This window comes from Anabaena sp. CCY 9910 (genome assembly GCF_963920875.1).
In the GTDB taxonomy this organism is placed as follows: domain Bacteria; phylum Cyanobacteriota; class Cyanobacteriia; order Cyanobacteriales; family Nostocaceae; genus Trichormus; species Trichormus variabilis.
In genome coordinates this window covers 1-15,971 of the sequence record NZ_CAWUDJ010000028.1, presented here as the reverse complement: position 1 = coordinate 15,971, position 15,971 = coordinate 1, and the positions used below count along the sequence as shown (strand labels likewise).

Below are 15,971 nucleotides of genomic sequence, written 5' to 3'. Positions count from 1 at the left end.
TTAACTGCTTGCGTATTTTTTAACAAAAATTTATATCTGGATTTTTTCTCCAAAATTTAATGAAATCCCCTTTGCAGAGTGAACAGGCGAGACTTGCAGCTTTACGCCAATATCAAATTCTAGATACTGAACCGGAGGAAGCTTATGACAATCTGGCTCAGTTAGCTGCGTTTATTTGCGGCACACCTATAGCTTTAGTTAATTTTATTGATGAAAATCGTCAATGGTTTAAGGCCAAACTGGGTATAGACGTACCAGAAATGCCCCGGAATGTGGGTTTATCTTATCTCTGCCAGGAAAAGCAAGGTGTCGTTGTCATACCAGATACTTTAGCAGACGATCGCTTTATTGATAATCCAGTCGTCAAATCTTATCCTCATGTGAGATTTTACGCAGGTGTACCACTGTTAACACCAGAGGGTCATTTTTTAGGAACTCTCTGTGTGATTGACAGAGTACCGAAACAACTGAGTCAGCCACAAATTGATGCACTGGCTGCTTTAAGTCGTCTAGTGATTAGTCAGCTAGAACTGAGACGCAATGTAGCCCATGTAGCTCAGGTTAGCGAACTGTTAATTAAGCATGAGCAAGCGGCGCGTGCAGAGTCGGAAACGGCTAGAAAGCAGATTGCCAATATACTGGAGAGTATTACTGATGCGTTCTTTGCCATCGATTATGAATGGCGATTTACCTACATCAATGGTCAAGCTGCCAAGTTGTTAGAGAAAACACCAGATGAGCTATTAGGTAAAAGTATCTGGGAAGTGTTTTCAGATACCTTAGACTCAACATTTTATCGTGAAACTAGGCGATCGCTCACCAGACAAATCAGTGTCAAGTTTGAAGAGTTTTATCCGCCACTGCACAAATGGTTTGCCGTTCATGCTTACCCAAGTAAAGACGGCTTATCTGTTTATTTCCAAGATATTAGCGAACGTCGGTACACAGCAGCCGCCCTGCGAGAGAGTGAGGAACGTTGGCAGTTGGCCTTAATTGGTAACAATGATGGTATCTGGGATTGGAACATCAAGACTAATGAAGTTTTCTTCTCCTCGCGCTGGAAACAAATGTTGGGGTATGAAGAAGACGACATTACTAACCACGTTGATGAATGGTCAAAACGGGTGCATCCCGATGATTTCGATTGGGTAATGCAAGCAGTTCAAGACCATTTGGGGAAAAAAACTCCCTATTATGTTACCGAACATCGGGTACGCTGCAAAAATGGTAGTTATAAATGGATTTTAGACCGAGGTCAGGCGCTTTGGGATGAGGCGGGTAATGCGCTACGGATGGTCGGTTCCCATACGGATATTACGGAACGTAAACAAACAGAAGAGGAATTAAGAAAGCAGAATTTGCGATCGCAATTATTCGCGGAAATCACCGTCAAAATCCGGGAAACCCTCGATATTGAAGAGATTTTACGCACATCAGTTCAGGAAGTGCAGAAACTTTTACAAGCAGACCGAGTATTGATTTTTCGACTCTGGGCTGATGGTTCGGGAACAGTAGTACAGGAATCGGTGTTACCTGGTTGGCCAGTGGTATTGGGGCAAAATATCCTTGACCCCTGTTTTCAACAAGATTACGTCGATAAATATCGCCAAGGGCGAGTCAGCGCCATAGTAGATATTACTAAAGCAGAGATTCAAGACTGTCATCGAGAATTTTTGCAAGGATTTGGCGTAAAAGCTAACCTGGTAGTTCCTATTCTCAATCGGGATGGCATTTGGGGTTTGCTGATTGCCCATCAGTGTACAAATCCTCGCCATTGGAATAACTCCGAGTTGGAATTATTGCAACAACTAGCCAACCAAATAGGAATTGCTTTATCCCAAGGGCAATTATTGGAACTCCAAACTAGGCAAAGTCAGGAACTAGCTCGTTCTAATACTGAACTGGAAAATTTTGCCTATGTAGCCTCCCACGATTTACAAGAACCCTTGCGGATGGTGACTAGTTATTTACAGTTATTGGAAAGGAGGTATAAAAATCAACTAGATAGCAACGCTGAACAGTTCATCACTTACGCCGTTGATGGTGCTAGGCGGATGCAAACTTTAATCAACGACTTGTTGAATTATTCACGAGTTACTACCCGTGGACAACCATTTGTCACCGTTGACTGTGGAGTTATTTTACAACGAGCGATCGCCAATCTCAAAATAGCGATCGAAGAATCTGGTGCAGTCATCACCAATGACCCCTTACCTACCCTCATGGCAGACCCCACCCAACTGACCCAGATTTTTCAAAACCTCATCGCCAACGCCATCAAATTTCGCCAAGAAGCCGCACCAGTAATTCATGTTGGAGTAGGGGAGGTAGGGGGCAGGGGGCAGGGGGCAGGGAGCAGGGGGCAGGGGGCAGGGGAGGCAGGGGGAGAAATACCCAATACCCATTACCCCTTATCCCCAGAGGGGGCCCCACCTTCCCCAGTCCCTAATTCCCATACAACCTGGCTATTCTCCGTCCGTGACAATGGTATCGGTATAGAACCCCAATATGCTGATCGCATTTTTGTCATTTTTCAAAGGCTACACGGTAGAAGTAAATATCCGGGGACAGGCATTGGTTTGGCAATCTGTAAGAAAATAATAGAGCGCCACGGTGGTCATATCTGGGTGGAGTCGGAAGCGGGTCAAGGCTCGACATTCTACTTCACAATTCCAGAACAAACAGGGAAAAAATCGTGAATATGACAACAGCGATTATGCCAATCGAGGTTTTGTTGGTAGAAGATAACCCAGGAGATGTGGAACTCACCCGCATTGCTTTAGAAGATAGCAAAATCTCAGTTCATCTCAGCGTGGTTGAAGATGGGGTGGAAGCAATGGCATTTTTGCGAAAACAAGATAAATATGCCAATGTACCTCATCCAGATATAGTGCTGCTGGATTTCAATCTTCCCAGAAAAGATGGGCGGGAAGTCTTGGCAGAAATTAAAACTGATAGTTATCTCAAACGCATCCCAGTAGTGGTGTTGACGACTTCCCAGGCCGAGGAAGACATTCTCAAGGCTTATAACCTAGCAGCTAATTGTTACATAACTAAGCCTGTTGACTTTGACCAGTTCGTTAGAATTGTACAATCTATAGAGAACTTTTGGTTTGCGATCGTCAAGCTGCCACCGGAGTAAAGGCAATGGCAGATGAAATTATAAAAGTCTTATTGGTAGAAGATAATCCTGGTGACGCTTTTTTAATTCAAGAGTTAATCAAAGAGGTAAATACAGCCCATTTAGAGTTATATCCAGTAGAGCGATTATCAGAAGCGCTGAAAATTCTCGCCAGCGATACTTCTGATGGTTCACTTCCGCCCTTTGATGTCATGTTATTAGACTTGTCTTTACCCGACAGTCAGGGTATAGATACCTTTGTCAGAGCTAACCGCGAGACAAATCTTCTTCCCATCATTGTGCTAACAGGAATAGATGATGAGAATTTAGCACTCACAGCTATGCAGAAGGGAGCGCAAGATTATTTAGTCAAAGGACAAGTCACTGGAGACTTATTAGTACGTTCCATTCGTTATGCCATAGAACGTCAACGAGTAGAAAAAGCTTTGCGTCACAGCGAGGAGCGGTTTCGGGTGGCGTTGAAAAACTCACCCATTTTTGTTTTTAATCAAGACAGAGACTTACGTTATACCTGGATTTATAACCCAATTGCTGGGTGGACAGTTGAGGAAATGTTGGGTAAACAAGACTCTGAGATTATGTCTGAACAGGATGCCCAATGTCTCACCGCCATAAAATATCATGTCCTCACCACAGGTATAGGGACTCGTCAGGTGGTGTCTATTGGTACTCCTCTAGGGACAAAATATTACGATTTAACTGTCGAGCCATTGCGGAATGAGTCACAAGACATTGTGGGTATCACTTGTGCTTGTATTGACATTAGTGAACGTAAACTAGCAGAAGCCAAAATCCGTGAACAAGCTGCCTTATTAGACATCACCACAGACGGTATATGTGTGCGTGATTTAGAAAATAAAATTTTGTTTTGGAACAAAGGTGCAGAAAATCTCTACGGTTGGCAAGCCCATGAAGTGATCAGCAAAAATGCTAGTGATCTTTTATTTCGTGAACCTTCTCTAGAAGTGGAAACGGCTTTATTAAATGTTATCTCGCAAGGTAATTGGCAAGGAGAATTAAACAAAGTTACCAAAACTGGTAAGGAAATTGTTGTGGCTAGTCGCTGGAGTTTAGTCTATGACGAGCAAGGAAAACCTAAATCCATTCTCTCTGTAGATACAGATATTACCCAGAAAAAACATTTAGAAGCCCAATTATTTCGTACTCAACGTCTAGAAAGTATCGGGACTCTAGCTAGTGGCATTGCTCATGACCTCAACAATATCTTGACACCAATTTTAGCAGGAGCGCAATTATTACCACTCAAATTTCCTGACGCAGATGAACGTACTCAGCATTTACTAGAGATTTTAGAAATCAATGCTAAACGCGGTGCTGATTTAGTGAAGCAAGTGCTGTCTTTCGCCAGAGGTGTGGAAGGGAAGCGCATCACTTTACAACTCAAACATTTAATTGTGGAAGTTGTGAAAATTTTGAAAGAAACATTCCCCAAATCCATCGAAGTTTACACAGATATCCCAAATGACTTATGGATGGTTTCTGGAGATAGTACCCAACTCCATCAAGTGCTGATGAATCTTTGCGTCAATGCCCGTGATGCTATGCCTAACGGTGGTACGTTGACAATCTCTGCTGAGAATCTGTTGATTGATGAAAACTACGCCCGCATGAATTTGGAAGCCAAACAAGGCCACTACATCATGGTTACAGTGTCAGATACAGGAGTGGGTATTTCTCCAGAAAACTTAGATAGGATATTTGAGCCATTCTTTACTACCAAAGCTGTAGGACAAGGTACTGGCTTAGGTCTTTCCACGGTTTTAGGGATTGTTAAAAGTCACGGCGGTTTCGTCAATGTCTATAGTGAAGAAGGACGTGGTACTACCTTTAAAGTTTACTTACCATCTGTGGGTGGTATGGAAGCACCCCATATAGATCATCTATTACCGCCGGCTGGTCACGGAGAATTAATCTTGATTGTTGATGATGAAGTATCCATCCAAGATATTACGAAAACATCCTTAGAAAGTCATCAATATGAGACTTTAGTTGCTAATGATGGCGTAGAGGCGATCGCTCTCTATGCCAAAAATGCCGATAAAATTAGTGCTGTACTCATGGATATCATGCTACCAGTACTCGATGGCTTAACCACTATTCGCACTTTGAGGAAAATTAATCCCCAAGTCAAAATTATTGCTACCAGTGGACTCATATCGAAAATTAAGTTAACCGAAATAGTCAATACAGGTGCTAACTCATTCTTAGCCAAGCCCTACACAGTCAATGAGTTGTTGTTGGCTCTCCACGAAGTGATGATTTAGTCAATAGTCAATAGTCAATAGTCATTAGTCATTAGTCCATAGTCATTAGTCCATAGTTTTTCTCCCCTACTCCCTCATCTCCCACTCAGATTGAGAGATAGCATAGTAAACTACATCTACACCGTAATAGTGAGCTAGCTTTTGATACTTCATGCCCACCTTTTCAATTACCCGCCTTGATGCTATGTTTTCTGGACGAGCGATCGCCACTATTCTTTCTAACTTTAATGTCACAAACCCGTAATCTAAAGTAGCAATTGAGGCTTCTGTTCCTAATCCCATGTTCCAGTATGACTTGTCCAACACATAGCCAAGCTCAACTTCTGGGGTGTTGTCTAAAAAACCTAAACCACAACGACCAATCATTTTACCGCTTTGTTTGTGAACTACAGCCCACATTCCCAAGTTATGTGCTTGCCAATGTTGGATGTGTTTCCGTAGACTAGCCTCAGTCTGTTCTCGACTTCTCGGTGACAAATATTTCATCACTTCTGTGTCCGAGTACAGGCGAAATAGATTATCCAAGTCGTCTAAAGTGAAGTACCTTAATCTTAATCGGGCAGTCTCTATCTCAGGCATGGCATTACAGGCTCAATTAAATGTTATTGCGGTAGCTACATAGGTAAGGACATAGGTAAATCATAAAACCTTTATATTAAGCACCTTTGCTTGCCTGTCACCTGTCTCCTGTCCCTTGTCCCCTGCTAGACCTTCAGACAGGTGTTTTTACAATAAAACAACTATCATACATAGTGCAGTAAAAATTAATATAATGCTCCTACTATGAGCATCTACCAACTTTCCCAAAAATCTTATAAACAAAATCGTTGGCGCAACAACGACTGGCGGCTGTTTTCGCGTTTGGTTCCTTACGCCCGGCGTAATACTAAACTACTGATTCTGGCAATGGTATTGCTATTACCACTTGCTTTGGCTAATGCCGTACAGCCCTTGTTAATTGGACAAGCTGTATCCTTAATTCGTAACGAATCTAGCGCATACGAGTTTTTGAGAAGTCGTCCATTGTCTCAAGGGTTACATACTATTGAAGGAATATTACTCTTTACAATTGTTATCCGTTTAGGATTGACGGGTTACCAAGGCTATTTATTACAGAAGTTAGGGCAAAAAATCACAGCCGCCATTCGCCAAGACTTATTTCATCATGTAACATCTCTGGCGGTACGTTTCTTCGACCGTACACCCGTTGGTAAACTCATTACCCGGCTCACCAGTGATGTGGAAGTATTGGGAGACGTATTTTCCACTGGCGCTATTGGCATTGTCTCTGACGTAGTTTTGATGGTGGTAATTACTGGTTTAATGTTTTCTATCCAGTGGCAACTTGCTTCCTTGCTCCTGGTGATGTTGTTACCAGTTACTTGGTTAATTATTTACTTCCAACAAGAGTACCGCAAAGCTAATTACAAAGCTAGGGAAGAGCTATCTTTACTGAATTCCCAACTACAAGAGAATGTTCTGGGGATTAACGTAGTCCAGTTATTCCGGCGGGAAAGCTTTAATGCTGAATTATTTCGCACTACAAACCAACGCTATACCAACCAGGTAGACCAAACTATCTTTTTTGATTCGGCTGTTTCCGCAACTCTGGAATGGATTGGCTTAATTGCGATCGCTGGTGTATTGTGGGTGGGTGGCTGGTTGCTTTCAGAAAATCAACTTGATTTTGGGACTTTATCGACCTTTATTTTATACGCCCAGCGCTTATTCGACCCTTTACGAGATTTTGCGGAAAAATTCACGGTTATTCAATCTGGATTTACGGCTATTGAACGGGTCAGCGATATTTTAGATGAACCGATAGAAATAAGCGATCGCTCCAACTCTCGATTTTCCGTCTTTGATGCTAAATTCGGTTACATTGATGAAATTGTCGCTGATTTAGAATCTCAAAATATCAGCGACACTCCAAACATGGGAGAAATCCGTTTTGAACACGTTTGGTTTGCCTATAAAGACGACGATTACGTCATTAAAGACTTAGACTTTATCATTCGTCCTGGCGAAAAAGTTGCATTAGTAGGGCCTACTGGCGCAGGTAAAAGTTCTATCATCCGTCTTTTATGTCGTCTTTACGAACCCACCCAAGGACGCATCTTAGTAGATGGAATTGATATCCGTGAGTTACCTCAAGCAGAATTACGCCGTTATATGGCGGTTATTCTACAAGAGGGTTTTTTGTTTGCTGGTAATGTCAAAAGTAACATTACTTTAGGTGATTACTATACTTTTGAGGAAATTCAAGCAGCTGCACAGCAAACAAATATTGCTGAATTTATTGAAGAACTACCCTTAGGTTACGATACTAAATTACGAGAACGGGGTACAAACCTTTCCAGTGGACAAAAGCAGCTGTTAGCTTTTGCTCGTGCTGCAATTCGCAATCCTCAAATTTTAGTTTTAGATGAAGCCACAGCGAGTCTCGATGTTGGTACAGAAGCGTTAGTTCAGGAAGCATTAAACGAATTATTAATTGGAAGAACTGCCATCATTATTGCTCACCGTCTGTCTACAATTCGCAACGTAGATAGAATTTTTGTGTTGAAGCGTGGTGAATTAGTGGAGCAAGGTAGCCATGAGGAACTGTTAAATTCAGGAGGGCTTTATTCTACTCTGCATAATCTACAAATGCTGGGAACCTAGTTGATGAGTTCTCCAACAAAATGTAGCTCTGATATCTCATGTAGTTACAAAACAAAGTCATTGGCTAAGGATAAAATATTAGTCTCTAAGGTTATTCAGAATGAATATGATTTCATGTCAACTTTTAATTTTATGTGCAGGTATTGCTCTAGTACCTATGTTATCTAGCTTAAGCACCTCTGCACAAAACCCCTCACAAAATATTGAGCTAAAAGTCTATAGCGAAAACGAACAAAAACAAAGTTGTCCAGACAAAGTTTTGGTTACTGAAAAACCCCGACCTTATCAGGAAGGTAGTTTTACAACAGATGGCTCTGTTAACTTGAGTAACTACGCTAGTAACATTTCAGTTCTTACTAGTAATAACTTTAGTGTTACATGGGTGGGAAAATTGAAACCAAGATATGCTAAATGCTCTGCATCTGCTGGGATGTCCAAGGTTGATGGACAAGACTACTCTGGAAGCATTAATTATTTACGGATGCACTTTGTTAAAGGCAAAATTTACTTTATCTTAGATTTGGCGGGTGGTTTTGATCCTAATAATTATCCCCTAGTGGTGCTAAAAAATAGTTTAAAGAATGGCAATCCAGCTTGGTCTTGGGGTGGCTCTGATTAAATTTAACGTTTGGTTTAATACTGCTGCTGGCATTGTGGTTAGAGAATATCAGATTATCAGGCGATCGCTTACAGTAGATGAACCCTCTGATAAGATATAGATTATGATTTCTACTTACTAAGAGTCAAAATATTTTCCGTAACCAACCAAAGATCAGCTACAGCATATTTGACAATCGTTGCAGTTTGGTTGGCACTACAAGAACTTTTCACATTTATAGTCCTATCTATATCTTTGATCAACTTAGCTCGGTATGTATACAAAGAGCTAGAACCTTGCTCAAAAGTTAACTCACCTAACATGGTGTTGTTATCCAAGCTTTGTTCTAGAATCTTGGCTGCGACTCTGTAATTAAACCAACTCCATCCATGACTCAACATTAAATCTCTTTCTAGAACTTGAATAACTGGGGGTAAAATGCCCCAACCTCGGTATACTTTTCTTAAACTTTGAATATCGCCAGTACGTGTCAAGATGGATAAAAAAGAATCCTGATCTAAAAGCCCATAATATCTACCTTCTGGTAGGTCTATTGCTGTGGGTGCAAATCTATGACCACCAATGTGAGTTGATTGCCAAATTCTGACATTTTCTAACTGCAAATTGGCAATAGTAGCGTTAGCATGGAAATAAAAAGAATTACCATATCTAGCACAACATTTATCATAACTACCATGTGTACAAACTAAAATATCTCTCGTTATATTTGTTTCTATATCAGACTCTGGTCGTTTACCCCATAACCATTGTTTGACAACGCCAGCTACTTGTTCAATGTGCGTTAATTTAAATTCATGCTTGAGATATCCATGACTTAAGCCTTCTTGTTTTTGATAAATTAAGAGGGTTGTATGATCAGCTTTATGAGTAAGATCATTGGCAATCAAAAGAAACCTGATAGGTAGTTTAGCTTTGTATACTTCTTCTACCAACATCTGTAAATTATTCGGAACCCATCTCGAACTGAACGCATCTTTTAGCCAGGGTTGAGGACACTCAACAAGAATATATGTTTGGTAATCAGTAGCACTACCAATAATGTCTTCTTCTACTTTCCTTGTGTAGTCTGAACAAAAAATATTACTCATTTTTCTATACTAATTGATTTTTATATTTGACGAAGTGATGAAAAACACGATTGTTTTCCACGCTACAGAATTTCTTTCTCAAAAAGTGCCAAATAATCCTTTCTATTTAGGAGATAGTCCCAGGTAGGCACTTTATAACATTATTTTTAATCATCGTCCTCCCTATTAAGAATAATTCTATATAAAATATCAACAACTTCTTAGCCATATCCGGTTAACAACTCCGAATATTTAACTTGTCAGAAGCTGCAAAGTGACAATTGAGAGCTACGTATTTACTTAATCTGTTAGCAAATAGAGCAAGAATAGCAGTATTTATAACTAATTTATTGAGGTTATAACTTCTCATTGGAAAATATATTTGAGGGAATTTACTGAATAAAAAATTAATATACTGATCACAAATTAATCCTAAAGATAGTTGAATTATGTTTTTTCTGTAATTAGTCTTGATTGAGATTTTTACAGTCTAAGTATCATGTCTTGGCAACAACCTTATTTTTTAGAAAGAAGAAGTTGGTGATATCAGATAATACAAATTATTGAGAATATTTATCAACAATTTTAGAAAAAAAGGTAGAAAGCTTAAGAGAAGTTGTGTTCTTAACCACCTCACATCCGGCACATTAAAGTTTTGTCAAGAGAAGATGTTTTGAATTTCGTGTATTTATATTTCAATCGTCTAAATACAGGTGAGATATCCAAAAATCTTAGTTTTTATGCAGCCTGGACTGATAAGTTGGATATTAATTCTGTGTTTATTTTTCTCAACTGTACACAGTGAGAAATAATTCTTTAGACAGCTACTCTCAAATTTAACCTAAAGAAATCACAAGTGCAAGTATTTATTAATATTTATGTTGATTTTTAACTCAGGTAATTTCACAAATCTCTCTCTGGATAAGGTTTACGAGCATTTAATTATAGAAAAATCTATATTTGTAGCTATTGGATAGCTCAATACAAATAATAAATATTCTCAATAGATAAAATTAGATGACATATAGATTAAACCAATGCACAGGTAAACTTTTTGCTGTGATGTCCTAGACTTAACCTGATATTGGTTTTTAACGAAAAAACGATGAAATTAACTTTAGCGCTGGATTTTGGGGGAACGAAGCTAGCAGCAGGGTTAGTAAATGCTGATTCTAGAGAATGGTTGCGTTATGAACGTCGCTTTTCCCCAATCAATGGAGATGCTAACACAGACTTGGATATTATGCGATCGCTCATTCATTCCTTACTCCAAGGTGAAACTCCCACCGCCATTGGTGTCAGCTTCGGCGGCCCCGTAGACGCAACCACCGGGACTGTCAGACTATCTCATCACGTCCCTGGTTGGGAAAATATTCCCCTAAAAAGCTTGCTAGAGAAAGAGTTTGCTGTCCCTACTAGTGTAGACAATGATGCCAACGTTGCGGCTTTGGGTGAACAGCACTTTGGTGCAGGTCAAGGATACGATAGCCTGTTTTACATTACCATCAGCACCGGTGTGGGTGGCGGGTGGATACTCAACGGTAAACCTTGGCGGGGTGCAGTTGGCATGGCTGGTGAAATTGGCCATATAGTTGTAGAACCTGCTGGGCCTATATGTTTATGTGGTAAGCGTGGATGCGTAGAACGTTTAGCATCAGGGCCCTACATGGCGCAAAATGCTAAAGATATTTTAGAAAATCAACCAGAACGGGAAGACGGACAAATACTCAGAAATTTGGTAGGGAATAACTTAAATTTACTTACAGGTCAACTAATCAGCGAAGCGGCTACAAAAGGAGATAATCTAGCTCAAGCTGTTTTGCAAAAATCCGCTTGGGCCTTAGGTGTAGGTATCGGTAATGTAGCCAATCTCATTAATCCCCAACGTTTTATTTTAGGTGGTAGCGTCACCAAAGCAGGGGAAATTTGGTGGACTGTATTACAAGAAACAGCCAGGTTCACAGCATTACCAGAAGTACCATTGGAAATCGTGCCAGCAGCATTAGCCGATGATGCACCATTATGGGGTGCTGTAGCTTTAGCCCAAAATCTTTAATCAACTTGTCTTGTCTGGGCGTGAAACAAAACCAATGATTACAAAACGGAAGACTTACTCTCAGACACCTGAGTAAATGATTCAAACTCACCATTGGGAGTCCATTGAATAGCCCCATCTTGGGCTGTCACGAAAACTTTAGTTGATGTTTTACTAAGTTCAGACAAGACCGTAGTCTCCAGACTACCAGAAGAAGCGATCGCCACCTGTGGTTTAAGCATCATTACCAAATCTTTCAAGGACTCAGCATTACACCACAACACTTGAGGACTAGGCCAACCTCCAGCTTTCATAATTCTTTCTACTTCTTTCGCTTCCACATCTCCCACTAGTAACCAACTCTGTCCTAAAACCTGCAACTGCATCATTGGTTGTTCGTTGATTAATTGGGCTACCGTAGAACCAAGATTAATAGTTTGCCCCACAGGTAAAAGTTGATAAATTCCCTTTTGCTTTTGTAATACTTGCGGGATTGCCTGATCTGCTAGAGAATTTTCCTTATTAGTTGCATAAGCATAAAAGTTTTTAATCCCTAGACGTTGCAGAACTTCTAACCAAGCATCATTATTATTCCGTTGAAAATCCGTAGCGATCGCCCAATCAACTTGATTCACACCTTGCTGCTGTAAAAAGGGTAAAATCGTAAAGCGCCCTGTACCTTCATCGCCACTATTAATTAAAGTAACTGTACCTCTATCTTGTACAACCACAACAGGTTCCGCCCCAGCTTCTAATACCGTAACCCGCGATAACGTACTTGCCGAATGCCAAGCCGGAAATAAAACCAAACCAATAGCTATCAAACCTGCAAACCACCAGCGTTTCTGCCACCAGGTTACCAACCAAACCAGAAACACTAGCCCATAAATTGCCAATAGCTGCCAAGTTGAGATGCTACCCAAAACCAAGGAATTCCCTGGTAACTGGCTGAAAATTTCGACTAATCTAATTAACCAATCAGTGGGATAGTGGAGAAACCCTGCCACAAAACTACCAGCACCAGGCAAAATTAATGCAAACATCGCGCTGATAATTCCACCAATGCTAATAATCGAGATGAGCGGTGTGGTAATAATATTCAGCAGCAAACTATAAGCAGGCACAACCCCAAACACGAACAGTTGTAAGGGTAGAGTCCAAATTGTAGCAGCCAGAGGAACGGAAATCAAAGAGGCGATCGCTGGGGGAATCCAACCCAAAAAACTAGTAATCGCCGGGACACTCTCTACTAATCCCAGGGTTGCTAAAAAACTCAACTGAAAACCTAAATCCCAAATCCACAAAGGATTAAATACTAATAATATAGTTGCGGCTAATAACAGCGAACCCAACTGTTTCACTTTCCTATCTAATGCCAAACCCACCAAAGCCGCAAAACCCATAATCACAGCCCTGAGTACAGCAGGCTGAAATCCCGTTAAACTCAGGAAAATAATCAAAGCCAACCCACCCAGGCTCACCTGAGTCACTTTTTTTGCCCGCTTAGTTAGCTGTAAAATGACACTTAAAATCAGCGAAGTTTGAAACCCTGAAGCCGCCAAAGCATGGGCTAATCCTGCTTGTACAAATAAATCGCGGATATCATAGGGTAAATCAACAGCCTTGCTACCCAAAACCATTGCACTGACAAGAGGCCCTTCTGGTATATCTAACCCCATAACTTGCGATCGCACAATCCGTTCCCGAATTTGCCACCATCCCCATTGTCGTTCTTCATCCAAAATATTAATCTGCCGTCCCATCAAACCAGCAAATGTCCCCTCCTGTTCCAGATACTTTTTAAAATCAAAAGCCCCAGGGTTTGATGCAGCCTTTGGTTTATACAACACCCCCGTCACCGCAATTTCTTGCCCAGGATGTAACCCAGTAGCCTTGAGTATAGGCACAGTTACATATAACTTACCACTTGCCCCTTTTTGAGTTTCTTTCGTATCTTTCTGATTTCTCACTTCATCTAACTGAGATACTTGCAACCAAAATTGTCCCCTTTGGCTGCGAGTTAAGCGAGGATTACTAGCGATTTCCCCACGCACAATCACCAATTGTTCTTGATTATTGCTATCTGATGAGACAAATTGACTAATATCTGTTGCTGTGGGTTGAGGTACACGCCATTGAAAATAGAAACTTGCTAACAACCCCACCAACCCAGCGATTAACCACACTCGTGGAAGCGGAGTCAGAAGTAAACTGTTAGACGCTACATCATTTGCTGATTTTTGTAGAAGTCGTTGTGGTTTTGCCCCTCTTCTCAACAAGACTGCACACACAATTCCCAAGACTAAAATCCAAACTCCACTCCCAGGAACTGCTGTAAATAACAATCCTAAAATGTAGCCAAGGCAGATAATTACACCACTACTTTGAATCATAAGACTTCTTGCAAAAGCATCTGATGGCAATATTCTTGATACTTCTCGTGAAGTATAGTTCATCAGGTTTATACAAACAAAGCCCGCGTGTGCAGGCTTTGAATTATAAATGTTGTATCATCACTTTACAAAGAAATACCCAAATTAAAGCCTAGAACAGCATGGACAAATAAGATAGCGATCGCCACACTCCCTAAATAAGCGTGAACCACCCGTAAAACTTTTTTATCTCCACCAAACCCACTCAAAGAAATTCCGCCGTTGATAAGCAACACAAACAACACCAACGAACCAGTCCAGAAATGAGGACTTTCAAACAGTGGTTTATGCTGCATCACCAAAGACAACACCCCACCTGTATAACCACCCGCTAAAAATAAAAACAGCAACGGTGCTAATTGTCGATGAGCAATTCGATTCTTTATCGCCCCATCTTTATCTTTCTCCTCCAGCAGCTTACCTCGCCAACCAGCCCAGCCAACGTAACTACCCAAAATAAAAATCACAATTGCCATCATCAATGGATGTCCCCAATGCACAATCGGTTCAGGAACCCCCAAAGAACGAAACCAAGCCGCAATCGGTTCTAAAACTTCACTCCAATTCACCATCTCTTTCGCACCATGAATATTTTGTAAACAAACCCATAACCCTCCTTGGTTTGTGGAGGGTTAAGAAATCTTACTAAGTTTTAACAAATATTAAGCACCAGTTTCTACTGTGCAACAGGGACATTTTTGAGCAACGGGAAACCCAACTTTTCCCTTTGTTCAACATATAAATTAGCCACCTTCCGCGCCAAATGACGAATCCTAGCAATGTAACGAGTCCGTTCTGTTACAGAAATCACGCCTCTAGCATCCAGCAAATTGAATGTGTGCGAACACTTCATCACATAATCTAAACTGGGTAAAACCAAACCCTTCTCAGTTAACTGGGTAGCTTCCTGCTCATACAAACTAAACAGTGTCAGCAGCAACTCAGGATTAGACGCTTCAAAATTATATGTACTCTGCTCAATCTCGTTTTGCAGAAAAACATCACCATAGGTAATATCATCTGTCCAATGAATCTTCGTAATCGCCTCCACTTCTTGCAGGTACATCGCCAATCGCTCTAAACCATAAGTAATCTCAATTGACACCGGACGGCAATCAATACCTCCACACTGCTGGAAGTAAGTAAACTGAGTAATTTCCATCCCATCCAACCAAACTTCCCAACCAGTACCCCAAGCACCAACCGTAGCATCCTCCCAATTATCCTCGACAAAGCGAATATCGTGATCCTCAGGACGAATACCCAAAGCCCGCAACGAATCCAGATAAATATCCTGAATATTATCTGGTGATGGCTTAATCAAAACTTGGTACTGATAATAATGCTGGACACGATTTGGGTTTTCACCATAACGCCCGTCAGTAGGACGACGACACGGTTCAACATAAGCCACCGCCCAAGGTTCCGGTCCCAAAGCCCTTAAAAATGTATGCGGATTTTTTGTCCCTGCACCCTTCTCAATATCGTAAGGCTGGGCAATCAAACAACCGCGTTCAGCCCAAAACTGATGCAACGTAGCTATTACCGATTGAAAATTCATGTTCTACCCTCCCTTCGTCAGCAAAATTCCTACACCATTGTTGCCTGAAAAGCTTATATGTGGAGAGTTTGAGGGTGAAGAAAAAATAAAATGCAAAAAAATGGAAAAAGTAGTTGACAAGGAAGAGTAGGTTAGATATATTGGATAAGTGCCTGAGAGAGGGGCG

11 protein-coding genes are annotated in these 15,971 nt (G+C 40.9%); 6 read left to right on the top strand and 5 right to left on the bottom strand.

All coding sequences use genetic code 11. The features are described 5' to 3' along the window. The first annotated feature begins 59 nt into the window (after positions 1-59). Genes ACM5QX_RS19330 through ACM5QX_RS19320 form a run of 3 tightly spaced genes read left to right on the top strand, consistent with a single transcriptional unit; the run spans position 60 to position 5,427 of the window. Positions 60-2,699 carry a GAF domain-containing protein gene (locus ACM5QX_RS19330; RefSeq protein WP_414754981.1) on the top strand — a complete coding sequence of 880 codons (2,640 nt, stop codon included), beginning with the start codon at positions 60-62 and terminating at the stop codon, positions 2,697-2,699. A gap of 2 nt (positions 2,700-2,701) precedes the next feature. Next, a complete protein-coding gene (locus ACM5QX_RS19325) occupies positions 2,702-3,142 on the top strand; it encodes a response regulator (RefSeq protein ID WP_011321022.1) in 441 nt (146 codons plus the stop codon). A gap of 5 nt (positions 3,143-3,147) precedes the next feature. Beyond that, a complete protein-coding gene (locus tag ACM5QX_RS19320) occupies positions 3,148-5,427 on the top strand; it encodes a response regulator (RefSeq protein ID WP_414754980.1) in 2,280 nt (759 codons plus the stop codon). 66 nt (positions 5,428-5,493) lie between these two features. On the opposite strand, the gene ACM5QX_RS19315 is transcribed toward ACM5QX_RS19320, so the two are convergent. After that, positions 5,494-6,006 (bottom strand): GNAT family N-acetyltransferase, encoded by a 513-nt coding sequence (locus ACM5QX_RS19315; protein ID WP_414754979.1) that lies wholly within the window; start codon positions 6,004-6,006, stop codon positions 5,494-5,496. A 204-nt stretch (positions 6,007-6,210) separates the two neighbouring features. On the opposite strand from ACM5QX_RS19315, the gene ACM5QX_RS19310 reads away from it, so the two are divergent. Further along, a complete protein-coding gene (locus ACM5QX_RS19310) occupies positions 6,211-8,091 on the top strand; it encodes an ABC transporter ATP-binding protein (protein ID WP_414754978.1) in 1,881 nt (626 codons plus the stop codon). Positions 8,092-8,191: 100 nt separating this feature from the next. Continuing rightward, complete coding sequence (locus ACM5QX_RS19305; protein ID WP_414754977.1) at positions 8,192-8,710, top strand: hypothetical protein; 519 nt, start codon at positions 8,192-8,194, stop codon at positions 8,708-8,710. A 110-nt stretch (positions 8,711-8,820) separates the two neighbouring features. Here the strand turns inward: ACM5QX_RS19305 and ACM5QX_RS19300 are convergent, their stop codons facing one another. Further along, positions 8,821-9,798, bottom strand: coding sequence for a sucrase ferredoxin (locus ACM5QX_RS19300; protein ID WP_414754976.1), 978 nt, complete (start codon positions 9,796-9,798; stop codon positions 8,821-8,823). 1,084 nt (positions 9,799-10,882) lie between these two features. On the opposite strand from ACM5QX_RS19300, the gene ACM5QX_RS19295 reads away from it, so the two are divergent. After that, positions 10,883-11,833 (top strand): ROK family protein, encoded by a 951-nt coding sequence (locus ACM5QX_RS19295; RefSeq protein WP_414754975.1) that lies wholly within the window; start codon positions 10,883-10,885, stop codon positions 11,831-11,833. Positions 11,834-11,871: 38 nt separating this feature from the next. Here the strand turns inward: ACM5QX_RS19295 and ACM5QX_RS19290 are convergent, their stop codons facing one another. From ACM5QX_RS19290 to glyQ, 3 genes are all read right to left on the bottom strand, one after another. Then, positions 11,872-14,205 (bottom strand): ComEC/Rec2 family competence protein, encoded by a 2,334-nt coding sequence (locus ACM5QX_RS19290; protein WP_414755036.1) that lies wholly within the window; start codon positions 14,203-14,205, stop codon positions 11,872-11,874. A 125-nt stretch (positions 14,206-14,330) separates the two neighbouring features. Continuing rightward, the gene (locus ACM5QX_RS19285; protein WP_414754974.1) at positions 14,331-14,816 is read right to left on the bottom strand and encodes a DUF4079 domain-containing protein; all 486 of its coding nucleotides are present in this window, start codon (positions 14,814-14,816) and stop codon (positions 14,331-14,333) included. Between the two features lie 104 nt (positions 14,817-14,920). Then, positions 14,921-15,805: a glycine--tRNA ligase subunit alpha gene (glyQ, locus tag ACM5QX_RS19280; protein WP_011321014.1), complete on the bottom strand. Its 885-nt coding sequence runs from the start codon at positions 15,803-15,805 to the stop codon at positions 14,921-14,923. Between the last annotated feature and the right edge of the window lie 166 nt (positions 15,806-15,971).

Excerpts from the sequence above, each read along its gene's own strand:
- ACM5QX_RS19330 (WP_414754981.1), top strand. The coding sequence starts at position 60 with ATGAAATCCCCTTTGCAGAGTGAACAGGCGAGACTTGCAGCTTTACGC.
- ACM5QX_RS19325 (WP_011321022.1), top strand. The coding sequence starts at position 2,702 with ATGACAACAGCGATTATGCCAATCGAGGTTTTGTTGGTAGAAGATAAC.
- ACM5QX_RS19320 (WP_414754980.1), top strand. The coding sequence starts at position 3,148 with ATGGCAGATGAAATTATAAAAGTCTTATTGGTAGAAGATAATCCTGGT.
- ACM5QX_RS19315 (WP_414754979.1), bottom strand. The coding sequence starts at position 6,006 with ATGCCTGAGATAGAGACTGCCCGATTAAGATTAAGGTACTTCACTTTA.
- ACM5QX_RS19310 (WP_414754978.1), top strand. The coding sequence starts at position 6,211 with ATGAGCATCTACCAACTTTCCCAAAAATCTTATAAACAAAATCGTTGG.
- ACM5QX_RS19305 (WP_414754977.1), top strand. The coding sequence starts at position 8,192 with ATGAATATGATTTCATGTCAACTTTTAATTTTATGTGCAGGTATTGCT.
- ACM5QX_RS19300 (WP_414754976.1), bottom strand. The coding sequence starts at position 9,798 with ATGAGTAATATTTTTTGTTCAGACTACACAAGGAAAGTAGAAGAAGAC.
- ACM5QX_RS19295 (WP_414754975.1), top strand. The coding sequence starts at position 10,883 with ATGAAATTAACTTTAGCGCTGGATTTTGGGGGAACGAAGCTAGCAGCA.
- ACM5QX_RS19290 (WP_414755036.1), bottom strand. The coding sequence starts at position 14,205 with ATGATTCAAAGTAGTGGTGTAATTATCTGCCTTGGCTACATTTTAGGA.
- ACM5QX_RS19285 (WP_414754974.1), bottom strand. The coding sequence starts at position 14,816 with ATGGTGAATTGGAGTGAAGTTTTAGAACCGATTGCGGCTTGGTTTCGT.
- glyQ (WP_011321014.1), bottom strand. The coding sequence starts at position 15,805 with ATGAATTTTCAATCGGTAATAGCTACGTTGCATCAGTTTTGGGCTGAA.